Below are 18,899 nucleotides of genomic sequence, written 5' to 3' on the forward strand. Positions count from 1 at the left end.
GTCAGGACAGATGGGGGATCAGGGGCAGGTATGCGGTGAGGTCGGCTCGGCCACCCGAAGCCATCACGAGCCCGCGCTCCTCGGCGTCGGCCCAGGTCAGATCACCGACCACCAGGCTGAGCCACGAGCCGGCCTGCAGCTCAACAACATTCGGGGGCGTTCCGCGACGGTGGGTCGGACCGCTGATCACCTGCACCGCGCCGAAGGGCGGGACCCGCACTTCGACGGAACGGCCGGGGGCCTGCAGCTCAAGCTCTTCGAGGGTGTAGCGCACCGCCGTTGCCAACGTGCTGCGATCCGCAGCTCCCGGATCACCGTGCCAGACAAGGACGGCATGGCGACCGGCAACCGGATCGATCCGACGGCGCACGTCACCGGCTCCTCTCACAGATGGGTCGACTGCCATCTTGCCACTATCGTCGTCCGCCGCGCCCTCTACGCTGGATGACATGGACGATGCCCCCGCAGACGACGGCACCTTCGCCTTCGTCACCGATGAGCGTGGCGGCGTCACCGTCGTTTGCGACGGTCATCCGCAGTCGTACGTCGATCTGGACGACCCCGCCATGCTGGCCTTCGAGTACGTCCAGCACTTGGCGCACGCGCTCGACCTGCTACCCGATGGGCCGATCGCCGTGACTCACGCCGGCGGTGCCGGCATGACCCTGCCCCGCTACGTCCAACACACTCGCCCCGGCTCCCCACAGATCGTGCTGGATCCGGATGCTGCACTGACCGAGGCGGTCCGCCGTGAGTTGCCACTCGCCCGCGGACATCGCATCCGGGTGCGTGCCCTGGATGCTCTCGTGGGGCTCGATGGACTCAAGCCGCAGTCGGCCGACGCCTTCGTGCTCGATGCGTATGCCGAGGGCCGGGTTCCGGCGCCGCTGACCACGGTCGAGACGCTCGGTCGAGTCGCAGAGGTCCTTCGCCCCGAAGGGCTCGCGCTGCTCAATCTCGCCGACGAACCCGACCAGCGCTACCTCGCGCGGGTGCTGGCGACCCTGCATACGGCGCTGCCCCATCTTGCGATCATCGCCACCCATGAACTGCTGAAGCGCAAGCGATTCGGCAACTATGTGGTGGTCGCTGGCGGCAGTCCGTTCGATGTCGACCAGCTCCGGCGCCTCGCGGCTCGGTCGCCCTTTCCGACCGGTGTGCGATCCGGTGGGCCACTCGAGCGCCTTCGGCTGTCGGCGCGACCGCTGACCAGCCACGACAGCATGCTGTCCCCGCCACCGCCCGACCCCGGGAGATGGCGCATCCGATGATCCGCGAAAGGCTCTCTCATGTCTGATGACTCACTCCGCAACCTCATCGCGTCAGGCGGGCTGCTCACGCTGGCCACGATCAAACGAGACGGGCGGCCCCAGATGTCGCTGGTCAGCTATGCCTACGACCGCGTGCAGGACCTGGTGCGCGTATCCATCACCGCAGACCGCGCAAAGACCGCCAACCTGCGACGTGATCCGCGCGCCACGCTGATGATCCGCAGTGACGACGGGTGGTCGTATGCCGTGGCCGACGCCGACGCGACCCTGCTGCCCGTTTGTGAGCGGACCGATGACGCCAGCGTGGATGAGCTCGTCGACATCTTCCGTCGGGTTCAGGGTGAGCACTCCGACTGGGACGAGTTCCGCCAGGCCATGGTCGACGACAAGCGTCTTCCCCTGCACCTCAAACTGACCCACCTCTACGGCTCCGCACGGTGATGAAGGCGAGGAGCGCAAATTTGCCATTCCAGCAAGGTGGCTTGCAGTCACTCTTCGTGCCGGTGCACAGTGGCAACAGATGCCAGGCGACCTCGCCGGCAGCAACAACGAAAGTAGGACTGATGAGCCAGGCTGAATGGGATGAGCTCTACTCCAGCGAGGAACAGTTGTTCACCGGGTCCCCGAACGGCGCGCTGGTCGCGGAGGTTTCCGACCTGAATCCGGGCCGGGCGCTCGACGTCGGGTGCGGCGAGGGGGCCGACGCCATCTGGCTCGCCCGGCGCGGGTGGCAGGTCGCCTCCGTCGACATCTCCCAGGTCGCCATCGATCGCGCACACCGGGCGGACAGTGGCAACCTGGTGACGTGGACCCGCGGCGACCTCATCGGCACGCCACCTGCATCGCGGGCGTTCGACCTCGTGTCGGCACAGTACTTCCCACTCCCCCACCAGGACGATCACGCCGCGCTGACGGGACTGCTGGATGCCGTTGCACCCGGCGGCACCCTGCTGGTCGTCAGCCACTACCTCGACGACCTCGTGCACCACGGGATGCACATGTTCGACCCGGCGGACTACTACCAGCCGACCGAGATCGCCCAGCTCCTCGACGACAGCTGGACCGTCGTGACTCAGGAGGTCCGACCGCGCAGCAGCACGACACCGGAGGAGCGGCGACATGTTCGGGACGACGTACTGGTAGCCCGACGCGCGGTCTGAATCTCGACTGTTCACCCGTGAACTAGCACTGTCCCGTTGTGCGCTTTCGGCCCAAAGGTGCAGGTATACCTGCGCCTTTGGGCCGACAGAGCATTATTTGAGGAGGTATGCCGGGGCGGGACCCTCGTCAGCCGGCGACCGGTTCGGACTCGGCCTCGACCAGCACCGGCGCCGCCTCCGACGCACGGCAGGGGATCAACAGGGTAAGCCCGATGGTCAGCGCGCAGGCGACGATCGTGATCCAGATGGCAATCGTGAACCCGGACCCCGCCGGTACTTTCGCCGGACCGAGACTCATGGTCCTGGCCGCGAGCACCACGCTGATCGCCGCTGCCGACAAGGAAGTACCGACAGCGCGCATCAGCGAGTTGAGGCCATTGGCCGCGGCAGTCTCGTGCAACGGAACGGAACTCATGATCAGCGCCGGCATCGCGGCATACGCGATGCCGATGCCGCCGCCGACCACGATCATCGCGACCATCAGCTCCGCGGGGTTGTCCCGGAGCACCAGAGTCAGGATGTAGCCGACCATGATGACCAGCGCACCGGTCAGCAGGGAGGTCCGCGGGCCGCTGCGGGCCGAGATCCTGGCCGACATCGGCGAGAGGGCAAACATGGCCAGTCCGCTCGGAGTCAGCATCAGGCCGGCCTGCACCATCGACAGGCCCATGCCGTACCCGGTGGCCTTCGGCGCCATCAGGATCTGCGACGGGATCAGCGACATGCCATACATGGCGAATCCGACCGCGACGGATGCGAGATTGGTGAAGAGGACCTGTCGACGGGCGGACACCCGAAGATCCACGAGTGGCTGCGTCCGGCGCAGCTCGTATGCGCCCCAGAGCACAAGAAGGACCACTGATGCCGCAAGAAGGCCGAGCGTGAGGTCGGAGGACCAACCCCAGTCGTTCCCCTTGGTGATGGCAAGCAGCAGTGCCACCAGTGCGGCGCTCAGCCCGACCGCGCCCAGGTAGTCGAACGAGCCACGCGAGGTCACCGACGACTCAGGGATCAGGGTGATCACGACCAGCAGGCTCAGCACCCCGAGACCCCCGGACACCCAGAAAAGCGTGTGCCAGTCGGCCTTCTCCGCGATGACTGCCGCGACAGGCATACCAATCGCCCCGCCTACACCGAGCGTCGCACTCATGATGGCCATGGCCGAGCCGACGCGTTCGGCCGGAAGCTCGTCACGCATGATGCTGATGCCGAGCGGGATCACCCCCGTCGCGGCGCCCTGCAGGACCCGTCCCACCACGACCGGTATCAAGGTCGTACCAAGCGCGCAGATCACCGAGCCGACGATGAGCGCAGCCAAACTGATGAGCAAGATCCTGCGCTTGCCGAACATGTCGCCGAGCCGACCAGCAATGGGAGTGACGACCGCGCCGCTGAGCAGCGTTGCCGTGATCGCCCAGGATGCGTTGGCGGGTGAGGCATGCAGGATGCGCGGAAGGATCGGCACCAACGGCACGATGAGTGTCTGCATCAGCGCGACGACGATGCCGCAGAAGCCGAGCACCGTGATCACCAGCGCCGGCGGCCGGGCGGACACCGGGCCGTGGGTCTGGGCGGCAGTCGACATAGATTCTCCGAACGAGGAAGGGGGGAAGAGAGAGAACGTGTGCATATTACATACTTTGTGCATGATGCACAATTGATGTCGGACCAGGCACAATGGGTCACATGATCGCCAGGAACTCTCAGCCGCCGCCCACAGCGCCGGTCGGTGCCGTCGTGCAGGACCTCGAGTACGAGCTCACGGTGCTTTCGCGGCACTACGTGCATACCCGCAAGAACCGCCCGCACCAGCTGCTGGACCTGTCCGCATACGTGCTGCTCAGCAGGCTGGAGCTGGAGTCACCGATGAGTCTGAAGGAGCTGGCAGCGGCGTTCCGTCTCGATCTGTCCACGATCAACCGTCAGGTGGGCGCGCTCGTGCGCAAACAGCTCGTCGACTACGTGCTCGACCCGGAGGGCGGCGTCGCCCGCAAGGTGCAGCCCACCGACCTCGGGCTGGAGCAGCTCCACACCGACCGGACCCAGAGCGCGCAGGGGCTCACGCACGTCGTAGAGGGTTGGACAGGCGAGGACCGAGATCGACTGTGCAACCTCTTGACTCGCTTCAACCAGGACATCGAGCGACTCGAAGGCGTCCCGTGGCCGCGCCCCGAGCGCTAGGGCCCGTGGCCCTCGGGCCTACCGGCCGTCGAGGGCCAGGGGAAGGGTTGCCTGGTGAGTCTCGCGCAGATCGGCGATTGGAACCTCGAACCGATCAGTAATCACGAGCGAATCTCCCCCGGTGACACCGATTTTCGCAAACGGCACGTCGTAACGAACGCAGGCCGCCTCGAGCGAGGATCCCTCGCCGTCCGGCACGGTCACGACAACTCGCCCGGTCGACTCGGAGAAGAGATCGACGAATGCCGCACCCGGAAGGTTGATGACAGCGCCGATGTCGTGCGCCATCGCCGACTCCGCCAGTGCCACGCCCAGTCCGCCGTCGGACACGTCATGAGCCGAGCTGATTGCGCCGCCGGCCACCGCCTCCCGCAGTGCCTCCGCGAGACCCTTCTCTGCGCGGAGATCGACCTGCGGTGGCGTACCGCCAAGGTGCTGGTGCACGACTGCGGACCACTGTGACCCGTCCAGCTCGTCGCGCGCCTCGCCCAGCAGGTATACCGGCTCACCGGTCTGCTGCCATCCGCTCGATGCGTGCCGGGAAACGTCGTCCAGGACACCGAGGACGGCAATCACCGGGGTCGGATGGATCGCCGTGTCCCCGGTCTGGTTGTAGAACGACACATTTCCGCCGGTGACCGGGATGCCGAGCTCGCGGCAGGCGTCGGTCAGTCCGTCGACCGACTGGGAGAACTGCCACATGACACCCGGGTCCTCCGGAGAGCCGAAGTTGAGGCAGTCGGAGACCGCCAGCGGCTGCGCCCCGGTGGTTGCCACGTTCCGGTAGGCCTCTGCCAGAGCCAGCTGCGCACCGGCATACGGGTCGAGCTTGGCGAATCGGCCGTTGCAGTCCGTTGCGAGTGCGACTCCGAGACCGGACTCCTCATCGACCCGGACGATCCCCGCGTCGGCGGGCATCGCCTGGGCGGTGTTGCCGCGCACGTACCGGTCGTACTGGTCGGTGACCCATGACTTGTCGCACACGTTCGGCGATCCGAGGACCTGCAGCAGCTGTGCACGCAGCTCTTCGTCGGAGGCTGGACGATCCAGTCGTGCGGTCGAGTCGGCCTGCAGCTCCTCGAGATACGCGGGACGCTCCATCGGGCGCTGATAGACCGGGCCATCGTGCGCGACCGAGCGCGGCGGCACATCGACGATCGTCTCGCCGTGCCAGGTGATCACCAGATGCTCGCCGTCGGTGACTTCACCGAGCACAGTCGCCTCGACATCCCACTTTTCGGTGATCTCGAGGAACGCATCCAGCTGCGCCGGTGCGACCACCGCCATCATGCGTTCCTGCGACTCGGACATGAGGATCTCCTCGGCGCGCAGAGAGGAGTCTCGCAGCGGCACCCGGTCCAGCTCAATCGACATACCGCCGTCGCCGGCTGACGCGAGCTCACTGGTTGCACAGGAGAGTCCGGCACCGCCGAGGTCCTGGATCCCTTCGACCACGCCGGCATGGTAGAGGTCGAGGCAGCACTCGATCAGCACCTTCTCGGCGAAGGGGTCTCCCACTTGCACAGCCGGCCGTTTCGTGGGGCCATCGGCGTCGAACGTCTCCGAGGCAAGCACGGACACCCCGCCGATGCCGTCGCCGCCGGTCTTCGCGCCGAAGAGCACGATCTTGTTACCGACGCCCGAAGCGTTGGCCAGGTGCAGGTCTTCGTGGCGTAGTGATCCCACGCACAGGGCATTGACCAGCGGATTGCCCTGGTAGCACTCGTCGAATACGAGCTCTCCGCCAATATTGGGCAGACCGAGGCAGTTGCCGTAGCCGCCGACGCCGGCGACGATCCCCGGCAGCACACGGGCAGTGTCCGGGTGGTCGATCCGGCCGAAACGCAACGGGTCCATGATCGCGATCGGACGGGCGCCCATCGCCATGATGTCGCGCACAATTCCGCCGACCCCGGTTGCCGCACCCTGATAGGGCTCGATGTAGGACGGGTGGTTGTGTGACTCGATCTTGAAGGTCACCGCCCAGCCCTGACCGATGTCGATGACACCGGCGTTCTCCCCGATCCCGGCCAGCTGCTTGCCGCGTGGCGTCTCCTGGGGCAGGTCCCCGAATCGGCGCAGGTGCACCTTCGACGACTTGTAGGAGCAGTGCTCCGACCACATCACCGAATACATGGCCAGCTCGGCGCTTGTCGGGCGGCGCTCGAGGATCTCGCGGATGCGCTTGTACTCATCCTGCTTGAGACCGAGCTCCTGCCAGGGCTGCTCGGCGTCGGGTGAGGTCTGCGCGACATCAACGGTGTCGAGCACGGTGGTCATGGTGGCCTGGTCGTCACTCATCGGTTTCGGTGCTCTCGTTTCAGACGCCGGCTGCAGCGGTCAGGACAGAGGTGAAGAAGGCGAGCCCGTCCAGACTCGGGCCGTAGCCCTCCTCCACACAGTGCTCGGGGTGCGGCATGAGGCCGACCACATTGCCGCGCTCGTTGGTCACTCCGGCGATGTCGCGGTAGGAGCCGTTCGGGTTGCCTCCGACATAGCGGAAGACGACACGGCCCTCCCCCTCGAGCTCGTCGAGCGTGTGCTCGTCGGCGACGAAGCGGCCCTCGCCGTTCTTGTGGACGACGGTGATCTCGGCGCCCTCGTCGTAGGCCGAGGTCCAGGCGGTCGAGGTGCTCTCCACCTTCAGCACCTGGTCGTTGCAGTAGAAGCGCTGGTCCGTGCGAGGGGTGAGCGCCCCGGGCAGCAGATGAGACTCGCACAAAACCTGGAAACCGTTGCAGATCCCCAGCACCGGAAGGCCGCCCTGTGCCGCAGGGATGAGCCTGTCCATGACCGGCGCAAACCTGGCGATGGCACCGCAGCGCAGATAGTCGCCGTAGGAGAAGCCCCCTGGGACAACGACGGCGTCGACGCCGTGCAGGTCGGCGTCGCCGTGCCACAGAGAGACGGCGTCACCGCCGGCGACGCGGATCGCGCGCATCGCGTCGTGGTCGTCCAGGGATCCCGGAAAGGTGATGACGCCGATCTTCACCGGCCGTCCGCCTCCAGGACACGGACGCTGACGACGTCCTCGATGACGGGGTTGGAGAGCATCTTCTCGGCTGCTGCGCGAGCCTGTGCGAGATGCTCCTGCGTGACGTCGCCGTCGACCGCGAGCACGAACCGCTTGCCCTGACGGACATCGGCAAACTGGTCGATGCCCAGGCGGGGCAGCGCACCGGCGATGGCCTGCCCTTGGGGGTCGAGAATCTCGGTCTTCGGCATGACGTCGATGACGACGTGTCCCATCAGTGCATCTCCAAGGGGGATCGAGCGGCGGGAGTCGGCGTCAGTCTACCGGCGCCGACATGGTGCTCCAACGCCCCACCATCTTGCGGACTACGGGGGCGCACACTCCGCGCCGAGAGGCATACCAACTGCCCGAGCGGCATACCTCTTAAGTGGACCCCTCGGCGTAAACGTATGCCTCTCGGCATTAGGCGAAGGTGCGGCCGGTGAGGGTCTCGTAGGCCTCGACGTACTTGGCGCGCGTCTGCTCCACCACGTCATCGGGCAGGGCGGGCGGTTCCTCGCCCGAGGTGCGGTCCCAGCCACTGGCCGGCGAGGTGAGCCAGTCGCGCACGAACTGCTTGTCGTAGGACTGCTGGGTGCGCCCCGGCTCCCAGTCCGCCGCCGGCCAGAAACGGGAGGAGTCCGGTGTCAGCACCTCGTCGGCGAGCACCAGCTCACCGGACTCGCGAACGCCGAACTCCACCTTGGTGTCCGCGATCAGGATGCCGCGCGCGGCCGCGATCTCGTTGCCCTTCGCCAGGATCTGCACCGTCAGGTCGCGCAGTTGCGCGGCCCTCTCCTCGCCCACCATGGCGACCACATCGGCATACGGCATCGGCTGGTCGTGCTGGCCGAACGGCGCCTTGGTGCTCGGGGTGAAGATCGCCGGATCGAGCCGCGATGCATCCACCAGACCCCCGGGCAGCGCGACGCCGCTCACCGTGCCGCTCTTGCGGTACTCGGAGAGGCCACCGCCGGTGAGGTAGGCACGGGCCACGCACTCCACCTCGACCATGGCGAGCCGCTCCACCAGCACGGCTCGCCCGGCCACGGCATCGGGCACATCGGTCGAGACGATGTGGTTCGGAGCCAGGTCGGCGAGCTGCTCGAACCACCACAACGACAGCTGGGTGAGCACCTTGCCCTTGTCCGGGATCGGCGTGTTCAGGATGAAGTCGTAGGCCGAGATGCGGTCGGATGCGACCAGCAGAACCTGGTCCTTGCGCGGGCGGCCATCGGCACCGAGCGGCGCATACAGGTCGCGCACCTTGCCTGAGTAGGTGTGGGCATGTCCGGGCAGGTCCAAGGTCATGGGCAGATTGTTGCAGCCCCCTGCCACCGGTTGCTCGCAGGCTCCACGCAGCTCGGTGAAACGTACGAATCAAGGAGGACCCGATGAATCCGCGATCTCGGAAACCCCGGAGTGCCGCGGCACCGGTCGAACGACCGCCCGTCGAGTCCTCCCGATCCGTACACCTGTGCAAAACCTCCGAGGCCGCGCGGCCAGATCGGGCAGGCTGCTGCACATGGCCGATCACCTTCGACTGCGGGCCCCAATGGCCGAACGTGGAGGCGCCGCGACCGCGTCCGAGCTCGAGGCGGCAGCCGGACGCAGGGGGTTGGCCGCCGCGGTGCGTGACGGCGTCATTGTCCGGGTGGCGCATCGGTACGTGACTCCATCGCTCGTCGAGCACTTGCAGGCGGCCTTTGCCCTCGGCGGTGTTGTCAGCCATCAGAGCGCAGTCGCCCGCTACGGCTGGTCGGCGAAGCACCAACCGAAGAAACCGTCGCTGACAGTCCGCGCCGGACGGCACCTCAGCTGGATACAACAGCGCGGTGTCGCGGTCTCGTGGCGGGATCTCGACCCGGCGGAGGTCATCGATGGCGTGACAGGCCCGCAACGGACCGTCGTGGACTGCGCGCTCAGCCTCCACCTGGACGAGGCCCTCGCCATCGCCGACTCCGCGCTGCGATGCGGCGACATCGACCCAGGCGAGCTCCGGCGGGCCACCGTGAGCGGGCGCAACTGCCGGTCCGCGCGACGGGTGCTGCAACTTGCCGACTCCCGCGCCGCGAACCCGCTCGAGTCCGTGCTGCGCGCCATCGCCGTCGATGTGGTCGCGCTCCATCTCGAGCCGCAGGGGGGGTTCCGTGGCGACGAGTGGTTCGCCCGCGTGGACCTCGCCGACCAGGGCCTGGGGCTGGTGCTCAAAGCGGAAGGCTTCGAGCACCATGGCACCCGCAAGGGGTTCGACCGGGACTGCGAGCGCTACGTCAATCTGCTCTGCGCCGGCGTCATCGTGCTGCGCTTCACCTGGACGCAGGTGATGTACCGACCCGACTGGGTCCGCGAACGGATCCGGGAGATGGTGCAGCAGCGTACGAATCGGGAGGACTCGATGAGTGCGCGGTCAGTGTCATCCCCGGGATACCGCCGAACCTGACGAACGATCGGCACCGAGTCCTCCCGATCCGTACACCCGGCCCGCCCGCGGACGTCAGGGGACGGTGACCTCGCCGCGCTGTGCCTTCAAGGCGATGTCCCGGCGGTGGTGCGACCCCTCCAGCGTGATGCCGTCGACGGCGGCGTAGGCGCGCGCGCGCGCCGCGTCCAGATCGGGCCCGAGCGCCACGACGGACAGCACTCGCCCGCCAGACGACACCAGCACGCCATCTGCGTCGACCGCAGTGCCGGCGTGCAGGACGTATGCCGGGTCCGGACCGTCGAGTCCGCCGATCGGTGCCCCGGTCAGCGGTTTGGCAGGGTATCCAGCACTTGCCACGACCACGGTCACCGCCGCGTCCGGCCGCCAGCGCAACGGCGCCACCTCGTCCAGCCGCTCTTGGGCTGCAGCCTTCAGCAGCGATCCGAGCGGTGTGCGCAGTCGCGCCAGCACCACCTGCGTCTCGGGATCGCCGAACCGGGCGTTGAACTCGATAACCCGCGGACCGCTCGAGGTCAGGGCGAGACCGATGTAAAGCACCCCGGAGAACGGCTGACCCCGCCGCGCCATCTCGTCGATCGTCGGTTGGGCGACGCGCCCGACGACGTCCTCGACCAGACCCTTGGGCGCCCAGTCCAGTGGCGAGTAGGCCCCCATGCCTCCCGTGTTCGGCCCGACGTCTCCGTCGCCCACTCGCTTGAAGTCCTGCGCGGGCGCCAGCGGCACGACGGTGTGGCCGTCGGTGATGCAAAAGAGCGACACCTCCGGACCATCGAGAAACTCCTCAACGACCACCGCGCTGCCCGCATCGAAGCACGTCTGCGCATGCTCCATCGCGGAATCGGGATCCTGTGTGACGACCACGCCCTTGCCGGCGGCGAGACCATCGTCCTTTACGACGTATGGCGCTCCTGTCGCCTCCAGCGCTGCCCGCACCTCGCCCTCATCGGTGCAGACGTAGCAGCGTGCGGTCGGCACGTCGGCGGCCGCCATGATCTCCTTCGCGAAAGCCTTGCTGCCCTCGAGTCGCGCGGCTTCAGCAGACGGCCCGAAGACCGCGAAGCCCTTGTCTCGCAGCACATCTGCAACGCCGGCCACCAACGGAGCCTCCGGTCCGATGACGACGAGATCGGCAGCCTCCGATGCGGCAATGGCGGCAATGGCGTCGCCGTCGGACTGGTTGGGCAGCGGTATGCATCGGGCCGTAGCGGCGATCCCCGGGTTGCCTGGTGCGGCGGTCACGGACTCCACCTCGGGATCATCGAGAAGTCCGCGGACAAGGGCATGCTCACGGGCGCCGGAGCCGATCACGAGTGCTTTCACAGGGCCCGAGCCTAACGGGTGTCGAAGCGATGAAGGAGCAGAGAACTTTGTGGGGTGACGTAGACGGTGAGGCCCTCCCGAAAGTCAGGGGGGAGGTCTTCCGGGAGAAGCCCCACCACGAGCTTCTGGGGTCAGCCGGAGGGGGGACTCGGCGACACTTCCATCACTCGCACGACCCGAAGGTCGTTGAATCAACTATGACATGCCCACCGGGGATTGGTCGCGCGGTATCTGTCGGGGTACCGTCAATGTCGGAAACCCGCCAGAAAGGGGCATGATGACCCACTCGTCAGGGACCGGCTCGTCCCGTGGAAGACCTCGATCCCGTCATGCGCCGCGCACCCGGCGCTCCCGCGCATCCGTGATGCGCGAGCGCCCGGGGAGCTCAGCCATCGGGTCAAACCCGGACGACGGGAGCGTCGACATCTACCTTGCCGCACTACGTCACTCCGTCATCTCCCCTGACGACCTGGAGTCGGTCGGCTTCTCCGCCGCCGAGGTCAGCGCGGCCCTCGAGCAGTTCACCAAGCGTGGGCTGGTCAACCCGGTCAGCGACGAACACTGGCAGGTCATCCCGCCCGAGGTTGCCCTGACCTCGCTGGCCGCCCGCCTGGAGGAGCGCGCGCGGTCGCTGCGCAGCTCCGCCCCCGGACTGGCCCGGATCTACACCGAGAGCCAGGCCACGGCAGCCATGCCACTCAGCGGCGTGACCGCGCTGACATCGGTCGTTGCAGTGGACTCGGCGGTGCAACAGATGATCGCCGGTGCGACCGCATCAGTCCACATGATGCACAGCAACTCGCCCTACCTGCGGATGCTGCTCACCACCACACCGGAACGTCACGGTCGCCAGCTGCTGAGCAGCCTGGGGCGGCCGCTTCGCGTCGAAGTGACCTTCGACACCGCGCTCCTGACGGACGACCGGCTGGGCAGCATCCTCGACCGCCGCGCCGCCGCGGGCGACGAGCAGCGGTTCACCCGCTCGCTGCCGTTCTCCGCCTATGCCAACGACAACGGGATGGCGGTCCTCGACCTCGAGGACAACACCGGCAGGTCGATCGGCCTGGCGCTCACCCCAGGAGCCGGCTCGGCCGCGATCCTTCGCGCCATTCGGTGGGCCTGGCAGCTCGGGGTGACCTGGCATGCCGGCGATCCCCCGACCGGCGAAAACGACTCGTTCGACAAGCGTGACCGCGAGATCCTGCGACTGATCGCGGCTGGTTCATCTGACTCCACGGTCGCCCGCCAACTGGGCGTCTCGCAGCGCACCGTGGAGCGCCGGGTCCGCATCATCCTGGACCGACTGAATGCCGTGAACCGCTTTCAGGCCGGCGTCCTCGCGGCCCGGAACGGACTGCTCTGAACCGCGACCGGTCGGCCGGCGAGAGCCGTCCCAGCAGAGCCACCCCAACCAGGGCCACCCCGCGAAATTGACCGTTCGCACCTCACTCCGATACTTCGCGGGAACCCCGACTACACTTTGTCGTTCGCCTCATACAGGAGGCGTTGCCGACCCACCATCTGGGGGATACGTGAGCATCGACACGCCGACGGACCAGTCGCCGCAGATCCGGGCCGAGATCGCCCATGAGCAGGCGCATGTCGACCGGGTGTATGCCGAGCTGGTCAAGGCCGGTCAGCGCGCCGCCATGGTCGAGGCCGAGGGACTGTCCCGCGGACGCACCGATCGCACCGGCGTCGCCCGCGACGAGGAGGTCACGGGCCTCTTCGAACGCGATGCGTTGGTCTTCAATGCGAGTCGCCGACGCCGGGTCCTGGAGACTCAGTGGGAGGGGCTGGTCTTCGGCCGACTCGACATGGCCTCCGAGCAGGACCGCGGCGTCGACGAGGACGGGGAGGGCGAGGTCGGTGAAGTCCGGTACGTCGGCCGCATCGGCGTGCGGGACGACGACTACGAACCACTGGTCGTCGACTGGCGCGCCCCTGCCGCCTCACCGTTCTACCGCGCCACCCCGGTCTCCCCCGAGGGCGTCGTGCGTCGCCGGGTCCTGCGCAGCCGCGACGCTCGGGTCATCGGGGTCGAGGACGACCTGATGGTGCCCGAGGCACCGGACGGCATGGTGGTCGTCGGCGACGGTGCGCTGATGGCTGCCCTGACCCGCACGCGCGGCACCCGGATGCGCGACATCGTCGCGACGATCCAGCGCCACCAGGACGAGGCGATCCGCGCCGGCGCCCGCGGCATTACCGAGATCACCGGCGGCCCCGGCACCGGCAAGACGGTGGTGGCACTGCACCGCGCGGCCTACCTGCTCTACTCCGACCGGCGCCGTTTCGAGTCCGGGGGCATCCTGGTGGTCGGCCCATCCGCCTCCTACACGGCCTACATCGAACGCGTCCTGCCATCGCTCGGCGAGGAGAGCGTGATCCTGCGGTCCCTGGGTGACGTGGTCGACGGTATGACGAGTGAACGGCTCGATGACCCCGAGGCCGCCCGGGTCAAGGGGTCGCTGTCGATCCGCCCGGTGCTTGCCCGCGCGGCCCGCGATGTCGCCCCTGAGGTGACCCAGCAGCTGCGGGTCATGGTCGCGGGCCACCCGGTGCGCCTGGATGCCGCCCAGCTGACGCAGATTCGCCGGCAGGTATTGCGCAACCATCAGCACAACTCGGCATTCGAGGCGGCCCGGGCCGCGGTCGGGGAGGCCGCCTGGGCGCAGGTGCGCTCGGGCGAGAAGTCCGAGTTCTTAGAGACCTTGGATGAGCACCTGGCCGTGCGGGACTTCCTGCGCGACTGGTGGCGTCCGATCGACCCGCGTGAGGTGCTGATCTGGCTCGCCGACGCCGACCGCTGCGCGGGATACTGCCGCTCGCTGTTGCCCGAGCAGGACGCCGCCGTTCTGCATGCCTCCATGCAGTGCGCCCTCCAGCAGGGCAGCTGGTCGGTCGCCGATGTCGCCCTTGTGGACGATCTGACCGGCCGCCTCGGCGTCGTCCAGGACGAGGAGCCCGCCGAGCGCGGCTTCTATGAGATCGAGGAGATGGACAGCCTCAGCGAGTACGGCGTCAACGAGGTCCAAGTGACCGGGTCACGAGCGCAGGCGCATGAGCCGTTGTATGAACGGGTCACGGGAGACCCGCTCGACCTGCTGATGCAGGGTCGGATCGACCGCGGGCGGGACTACGCCCACGTCCTCGTCGACGAGGCCCAGGACCTCTCCCCCATGCAGTGGCGGATGATCGGACGGCGCGGCCGCAGCGCCTCATGGACCGTCGTCGGCGACGCCGCGCAGAGCTCATGGACGGACGCGACACAGGCGATCAAGGCACGCGAGGAGGCCTTCGGCGCCAAGGCACGGCAGCGTTTCCACATGGACACCAACTACCGCAACGCGCGCGAGATCTTCGACTATGCCGCACAGATTGTGCGCCGCGAGGTGCCCGACGCCGACATCCCGAATGCCGTGCGCGAGACCGGTGTCGAGCCGATCGTGCGTGAGGTGGCGGGGCCCGGCCTGGCCGATGCCGTTGTCGATGCGACCAAGCGAATCCTCGACGAGGTCGAGGGCGCGGTGGCCGTTGTCGTGCCCGCAGCGCACCACCACGTGGTCCGTCAGGTTACCGACCTGGACCCAGGTCGGGCGCTGGTCATCGACCCGATGTCGACCAAGGGTCTGGAGTACGACGGCACCGTCATCGTCGACCCCGCCGAGATCATCCGTGAGTCCCCCGGTGGGATCCGAGTGCTCTATGTCGCGCTGACCCGGGCGGCACACCGCATGACCGTCGTGGAGGTACAGAAATCGTGAATGCCCCAGAGCCGGACGCCCACCTCGCGGCGAGCACCGAGACACCCGACGTCGCGACGGACGCCGTCCTCACGTCATACCGCGAATCGATCGACAACATCGACGCCGCACTGATCCACCTGCTGGCGGAGCGCTTCAAGATCACCCAGGCCGTGGGTCAGTACAAGGCCGAGCACGACCTGCCGCCGGCCGACCCAAGCCGCGAGGAGCGCCAGATCGGACGGCTTCGGGCGCTGGCCACCGCGTCCCACCTGGACCCTGAGTTCAGCGAGAAGTTCCTGCGGTTCGTCATCGACGAGGTGATCCACCACCACGAGCGGCTCCGCGACGAGCGCTGAGTCACGAGCGACCGCAAGGGCCGACACGTGCGCAGGAGTGCGCCTCAGTCTGTCGACTGCTCGGCGAGGCGACGGAATGCGCTCTTGACCATGTCGGCGTAGAGGTTGGCGCCCGGGATATTCGGGTGGACGCCGTCGGCCTGCAGCATGTCGGGGTGCGCCGAGATCGTCGAGTGCCAGTCGGCGACAGTGACATTCGGGTAGTCACCGGCGATCCTGGCGAGGGCCTGGTTGGCGTCAGGGATCCAGTCGCTGACGCCATAGAGGTTGACCAGCACGATCATCCGGTCCGGACCAAGGGCATCGAGCGCGTCTCGCACGGTCTGCCAATGCGGAATGCCACCGTTGGTGCCGAAGTCGATCACGACCGCTCGGCGGACCGTCCCCTCGGCGAGACGCCGGTGCACCGCTGCGATGCCGTCCGACCACCGCCGATTCGACTTGGCATCCATCATGATGCCCGGAAACCGGTCCGCGAGGCCGGTCGCGCTGGTGACGATCAGAGAGTCTCCGAATGCCGTGATGTCCTCGCCGGTCGGCATCTCGAACGGGCCGTGATCGGGTTTGGTCGGCTTCTTGGTCTGGGCAGGCTCCTTCGCTGCGGAAGGCGTCTCCGAAGGCGTGGTCGGCCCGCTCGCCGTGGTCGTGTCGGGAAGCCTTGTCGGCGTCGGTGTGGCAGTCACATGGTCGGACGACTCTGCGACGATGTGCTCATTCGCCTCGACCTGTCGTTGCACTGCAGACTTGTCCGGCGCGCCCACGACGGCCACGCTGCAGGCCGACAGCAGGAGCACACCCGAGGCGGCGGCCACCTTCGTCGCGGGGGCGGTCGGCCAGGACCGTCGCAGGTCCGCGATGAATTCGGCGACCGCCTGCCGGAAACCGAGCCGGCGGACCGGAAGCTCCACCCATCGGTAGGAGGCGGCCGAGATGGCCAGGGTGAGCAGCACCGCCAGTGCCCTGCCGAACCAGTCGAGCCCGGAGTCCGGCACCGTAGCCGGCAGGGCTGCATCCACAACGAGAATGATCGGCCAGTGCCAGAGGTAGATGCCGTAGGACCGCTCCCCGATCCATTCGAGGGTCGACCAGGTCAGGATGGTACGGGCGAGGCTCGGTCCCGCGAGCAGCGCTGCGATCAGCACCGCAGTGAGCAGGCCGGCCGCCAGAAGCCCGCCCCGGAACGTCACCACCTCGGACTCACCGAGGAGCAGCATGAGCGCCAGCAGACCGGCCAACCCGGCTGCCACGACCGGCGTGCGCCACGACGCCCACCGGCGATCCTGCAGCATCCGACCCCGCGGTGCAGCCCAGAAGAGGGCCAGAGCGACCCCGATCATGAGGCCGAAGAGGTGCGAGTCGGTGCCGTAGTAGGCACGGGTCGCGTCCTGTCCCGGGGTGACGAGCACGCCCATGAGCAGGGCCGAGGCACCGGCTACGACCAGGATGAGCCCGATCCGATAACGGGCCCTGGTCACCAGCGCCAGGAGGACCGCGAAGGCGACCGGCCACACCAGGTAGAACTGCTCTTCGACCGCCAGCGACCAGAAGTTGACGAACAGTTCTGGGGAGGTCTGCGCGAAGTAGCTGGATCCGGCTGAGATCTCGAGCCAGTTGTTGCTGAACGTCAGTGCCCCGAGGACCTGACGCCGAACATGGACCAGCAGGTCACCGCCGACCAGCCAGGCGGCGGGGACGGTCACCAGCAGGACCAGGAGAATCGCCGGCAGCAGGCGACGGGCCCGCCGCAACCAGAATGCCGGCAGGTCGAGGTGCCCGTTCGTGCGCACCTCACGCAGCAGCAAGGTGGTGATCAGGAAGCCGCTGAGGACGAAGAACACATCGACCCCGACGAAGCCGCCGGGCAAGCTCTGCGAGCGCAGATGAAACAGCACCACGGCAACGACAGCCAGGGCGCGAAGGCCGTCGAGCCCCTCGATGCGACGGGCCGGACGCGACCCGTCCTTCCTTTCCGGCATCATCTCTTCCCTACCGCTACAACTCCCACATCCGCTTCGAGCGTATGTGGACACAGCGCGCAGAACCGCGCGACGCACCGGCATGGTCAAGATTCGATCGCTGCCGGCAGGAGGCCGGCGGCCCACCGTGCCGATTCGTTCAATGCAGTGATGCCACGCATCCGTCAGGCTGATGCCATGAACACCGACGACAAGGCGACCGAACCATCGACCACCCGGCCGGATCACAACATCTGGACCGGATTGACCTATGCCGATGTGCCCACTGCCCGCGGATGGTTGCGTGACCTCGGATTCACGGAGGGCATCGTGGTGAAGGCCGAGAACCGCGGAATCCAGCACAGCGAGATGCTTTGGCCGGAAGGCGGCCGGGTCATGCTCAGCAGTCGTGACACCACCGAGTCGGACTTCAGCGTCAACCCCGGTGCGGCATCGTCCTACGTCGTGACGGACGACCCCGACGCCGTGTGGCAACGTGCCCAGAGACTGGGGGCACAGGTGGTTCGCGAGATGCGCGATGAGGACTACGGGTCGCGAGGTTTCAGCATCAAGGACGGCGAGGGCAACCGTTGGAGCTTCGGCACCTACGCCGGTTAGCGGCCTACGCTGGCCTTGTGCACGAGCACCTCGAACATCCGCTCCCGGCAGCGCTGACGCCCTACGTGCGCGGTATCCAGGGATACCGCATCACCGGCTGTGCGCCGGGGACACACATCGGGCTGCCGTCCGCCGACGTCACGTGCGTCTTCGACCTCGGCGCGGGTCTCGACCTCAGCGGGCTCGGCCTGAGCGGAATGCATCACTTCCAGGCCTCGTTCTCCGGGCTGCACACCAGCCCCGCGACGATCCACCACGACGGATCCCAGCACGGCATCATGCTCTATCTCACTCCGCCGGGCCTGCACGAGCTGTTTGGGATCCCTGCGGCCGAGCTCGTGGGAAGTGCGGTCGATCTGACCGATCTGCTCGGTCACCTGGGCACCGATCTGACCGAACGGGTCCGCCGTGCTCCCGGATGGAGCTGCCTGGACGTGCTGTGCCAGATCCTCCTGGCGCGACTCCCCGAGCAGCCGAGCGATGACGTCGCCGGGCAGGTATGGCGTCGGTTGGCCCGCGCCGACGGCCTGGTCTCGGTGCGGTCGCTGGCCGACGAGTCCGGCTGGTCCGTCCGCTACCTGCGCTCCAGATTCACCACAGAGTTCGGCGTCGCCCCGAAGACCGTCTGTCGCCTCATGAGGTTCGAGCGATCGGTCGAGGCCGTTCGCGGCTGCACGACCCTCTCCCGCGCGGCGTACCTGACCGGGTATGCCGATCAGGCACACCTGGCCCGTGAATGGCGAGAGTTCGCCGGGGTCGCTCCATCGCGCTGGCTGGTACGCGGCGGGTTCGCACCCGCTGAGTAGCGCTCGACCCTCGACGTTCCCGGT

Annotated in this window: 18 protein-coding genes; 10 read left to right on the plus strand and 8 right to left on the minus strand. The window is 67.6% G+C overall.

Going from position 1 to position 18,899, the window contains the following annotated elements; genetic code table 11:
• Window position 1: 1 nt before the first annotated feature.
• Window positions 2–406 carry a sterol carrier family protein gene (locus FGL98_RS00770; RefSeq protein ID WP_146314744.1) on the minus strand — a complete coding sequence of 135 codons (405 nt, stop codon included), beginning with the start codon at window positions 404–406 and terminating at the stop codon, window positions 2–4.
• A gap of 43 nt (window positions 407–449) precedes the next feature.
• Here FGL98_RS00770 and FGL98_RS00775 point away from each other — a divergent pair, with 43 nt between their 5' ends.
• From FGL98_RS00775 to FGL98_RS00785, 3 genes are all read left to right on the plus strand, one after another.
• Complete coding sequence (locus FGL98_RS00775) at window positions 450–1,271, plus strand: spermidine synthase (RefSeq protein WP_146314745.1); 822 nt, start codon at window positions 450–452, stop codon at window positions 1,269–1,271.
• Between the two features lie 18 nt (window positions 1,272–1,289).
• The gene (locus FGL98_RS00780; protein WP_146314746.1) at window positions 1,290–1,712 is read left to right on the plus strand and encodes a PPOX class F420-dependent oxidoreductase; all 423 of its coding nucleotides are present in this window, start codon (window positions 1,290–1,292) and stop codon (window positions 1,710–1,712) included.
• A gap of 122 nt (window positions 1,713–1,834) precedes the next feature.
• On the plus strand, window positions 1,835–2,431 hold the full coding sequence (locus tag FGL98_RS00785; RefSeq protein WP_146314747.1) for a class I SAM-dependent methyltransferase: 597 nt from the start codon (window positions 1,835–1,837) through the stop codon (window positions 2,429–2,431).
• 127 nt (window positions 2,432–2,558) lie between these two features.
• On the opposite strand, the gene FGL98_RS00790 is transcribed toward FGL98_RS00785, so the two are convergent.
• A complete protein-coding gene (locus tag FGL98_RS00790) occupies window positions 2,559–4,016 on the minus strand; it encodes an MFS transporter (protein ID WP_146314748.1) in 1,458 nt (485 codons plus the stop codon).
• A gap of 101 nt (window positions 4,017–4,117) precedes the next feature.
• Here FGL98_RS00790 and FGL98_RS00795 point away from each other — a divergent pair, with 101 nt between their 5' ends.
• Window positions 4,118–4,612 (plus strand): MarR family winged helix-turn-helix transcriptional regulator, encoded by a 495-nt coding sequence (locus tag FGL98_RS00795; protein ID WP_146314749.1) that lies wholly within the window; start codon window positions 4,118–4,120, stop codon window positions 4,610–4,612.
• An 18-nt stretch (window positions 4,613–4,630) separates the two neighbouring features.
• On the opposite strand, the gene purL is transcribed toward FGL98_RS00795, so the two are convergent.
• The 4 genes from purL to FGL98_RS00815 form a co-directional block, all read right to left on the minus strand.
• Window positions 4,631–6,913: a phosphoribosylformylglycinamidine synthase subunit PurL gene (gene purL / locus FGL98_RS00800; RefSeq protein ID WP_246136297.1), complete on the minus strand. Its 2,283-nt coding sequence runs from the start codon at window positions 6,911–6,913 to the stop codon at window positions 4,631–4,633.
• A gap of 19 nt (window positions 6,914–6,932) precedes the next feature.
• The gene (gene purQ, locus FGL98_RS00805) at window positions 6,933–7,604 is read right to left on the minus strand and encodes a phosphoribosylformylglycinamidine synthase subunit PurQ (protein ID WP_146314750.1); all 672 of its coding nucleotides are present in this window, start codon (window positions 7,602–7,604) and stop codon (window positions 6,933–6,935) included.
• Window positions 7,601–7,861: a phosphoribosylformylglycinamidine synthase subunit PurS gene (gene purS, locus FGL98_RS00810; protein WP_146314751.1), complete on the minus strand. Its 261-nt coding sequence runs from the start codon at window positions 7,859–7,861 to the stop codon at window positions 7,601–7,603. Before purS ends, purQ begins: the two co-directional genes overlap by 4 nt.
• A 187-nt stretch (window positions 7,862–8,048) precedes the next feature.
• Window positions 8,049–8,936 (minus strand): phosphoribosylaminoimidazolesuccinocarboxamide synthase, encoded by an 888-nt coding sequence (locus FGL98_RS00815; protein ID WP_146314752.1) that lies wholly within the window; start codon window positions 8,934–8,936, stop codon window positions 8,049–8,051.
• 214 nt (window positions 8,937–9,150) lie between these two features.
• On the opposite strand from FGL98_RS00815, the gene FGL98_RS00820 reads away from it, so the two are divergent.
• The gene (locus FGL98_RS00820) at window positions 9,151–10,068 is read left to right on the plus strand and encodes a PDDEXK family nuclease (RefSeq protein WP_146314753.1); all 918 of its coding nucleotides are present in this window, start codon (window positions 9,151–9,153) and stop codon (window positions 10,066–10,068) included.
• Window positions 10,069–10,122: 54 nt separating this feature from the next.
• Here the strand turns inward: FGL98_RS00820 and purD are convergent, their stop codons facing one another.
• The gene (gene purD / locus FGL98_RS00825; RefSeq protein ID WP_146314754.1) at window positions 10,123–11,391 is read right to left on the minus strand and encodes a phosphoribosylamine--glycine ligase; all 1,269 of its coding nucleotides are present in this window, start codon (window positions 11,389–11,391) and stop codon (window positions 10,123–10,125) included.
• A gap of 364 nt (window positions 11,392–11,755) precedes the next feature.
• Between purD and FGL98_RS00830 the strand changes: the two genes are divergently transcribed.
• The 3 genes from FGL98_RS00830 to FGL98_RS00840 all read left to right on the plus strand — a co-directional run bounded on the left by FGL98_RS00830 (window position 11,756) and on the right by FGL98_RS00840 (window position 15,496).
• On the plus strand, window positions 11,756–12,754 hold the full coding sequence (locus tag FGL98_RS00830) for a helix-turn-helix transcriptional regulator (protein WP_186525895.1): 999 nt from the start codon (window positions 11,756–11,758) through the stop codon (window positions 12,752–12,754).
• A 169-nt stretch (window positions 12,755–12,923) separates the two neighbouring features.
• Window positions 12,924–15,158, plus strand: coding sequence for a HelD family protein (locus FGL98_RS00835; RefSeq protein ID WP_246136298.1), 2,235 nt, complete (start codon window positions 12,924–12,926; stop codon window positions 15,156–15,158).
• Complete coding sequence (locus FGL98_RS00840) at window positions 15,155–15,496, plus strand: chorismate mutase (protein ID WP_146314756.1); 342 nt, start codon at window positions 15,155–15,157, stop codon at window positions 15,494–15,496. Before FGL98_RS00835 ends, FGL98_RS00840 begins: the two co-directional genes overlap by 4 nt.
• A 44-nt stretch (window positions 15,497–15,540) precedes the next feature.
• Here FGL98_RS00840 and FGL98_RS00845 read toward each other — a convergent pair whose 3' ends face one another.
• Entirely contained in the window at window positions 15,541–17,472 is a 1,932-nt protein-coding gene (locus tag FGL98_RS00845; protein ID WP_186525896.1) for an acyltransferase family protein, read from the minus strand.
• Between the two features lie 177 nt (window positions 17,473–17,649).
• Here FGL98_RS00845 and FGL98_RS00850 point away from each other — a divergent pair, with 177 nt between their 5' ends.
• A complete protein-coding gene (locus FGL98_RS00850) occupies window positions 17,650–18,069 on the plus strand; it encodes a VOC family protein (protein WP_146314758.1) in 420 nt (139 codons plus the stop codon).
• A gap of 17 nt (window positions 18,070–18,086) precedes the next feature.
• Entirely contained in the window at window positions 18,087–18,875 is a 789-nt protein-coding gene (locus FGL98_RS00855; RefSeq protein WP_146314759.1) for a helix-turn-helix domain-containing protein, read from the plus strand.
• Window positions 18,876–18,899 lie beyond the last annotated feature (24 nt).

It is taken from the genome of Leekyejoonella antrihumi, assembly GCF_007845645.1.
Classification (GTDB): domain Bacteria; phylum Actinomycetota; class Actinomycetes; order Actinomycetales; family Dermatophilaceae; genus Leekyejoonella; species Leekyejoonella antrihumi.

Coding starts and splice junctions, on each gene's coding strand:
- FGL98_RS00770 (WP_146314744.1), bottom strand. CDS start 406: ATGGCAGTCGACCCATCTGTGAGAGGAGCCGGTGACGTGCGCCGTCGG.
- FGL98_RS00775 (WP_146314745.1), top strand. CDS start 450: ATGGACGATGCCCCCGCAGACGACGGCACCTTCGCCTTCGTCACCGAT.
- FGL98_RS00780 (WP_146314746.1), top strand. CDS start 1,290: ATGTCTGATGACTCACTCCGCAACCTCATCGCGTCAGGCGGGCTGCTC.
- FGL98_RS00785 (WP_146314747.1), top strand. CDS start 1,835: ATGAGCCAGGCTGAATGGGATGAGCTCTACTCCAGCGAGGAACAGTTG.
- FGL98_RS00790 (WP_146314748.1), bottom strand. CDS start 4,016: ATGTCGACTGCCGCCCAGACCCACGGCCCGGTGTCCGCCCGGCCGCCG.
- FGL98_RS00795 (WP_146314749.1), top strand. CDS start 4,118: ATGATCGCCAGGAACTCTCAGCCGCCGCCCACAGCGCCGGTCGGTGCC.
- purL (WP_246136297.1), bottom strand. CDS start 6,913: ATGAGTGACGACCAGGCCACCATGACCACCGTGCTCGACACCGTTGAT.
- purS (WP_146314751.1), bottom strand. CDS start 7,861: ATGGGACACGTCGTCATCGACGTCATGCCGAAGACCGAGATTCTCGAC.
- FGL98_RS00815 (WP_146314752.1), bottom strand. CDS start 8,936: ATGACCTTGGACCTGCCCGGACATGCCCACACCTACTCAGGCAAGGTG.
- FGL98_RS00820 (WP_146314753.1), top strand. CDS start 9,151: ATGGCCGATCACCTTCGACTGCGGGCCCCAATGGCCGAACGTGGAGGC.
- FGL98_RS00830 (WP_186525895.1), top strand. CDS start 11,756: ATGCGCGAGCGCCCGGGGAGCTCAGCCATCGGGTCAAACCCGGACGAC.
- FGL98_RS00845 (WP_186525896.1), bottom strand. CDS start 17,472: ATGCCGGAAAGGAAGGACGGGTCGCGTCCGGCCCGTCGCATCGAGGGG.
- FGL98_RS00850 (WP_146314758.1), top strand. CDS start 17,650: ATGAACACCGACGACAAGGCGACCGAACCATCGACCACCCGGCCGGAT.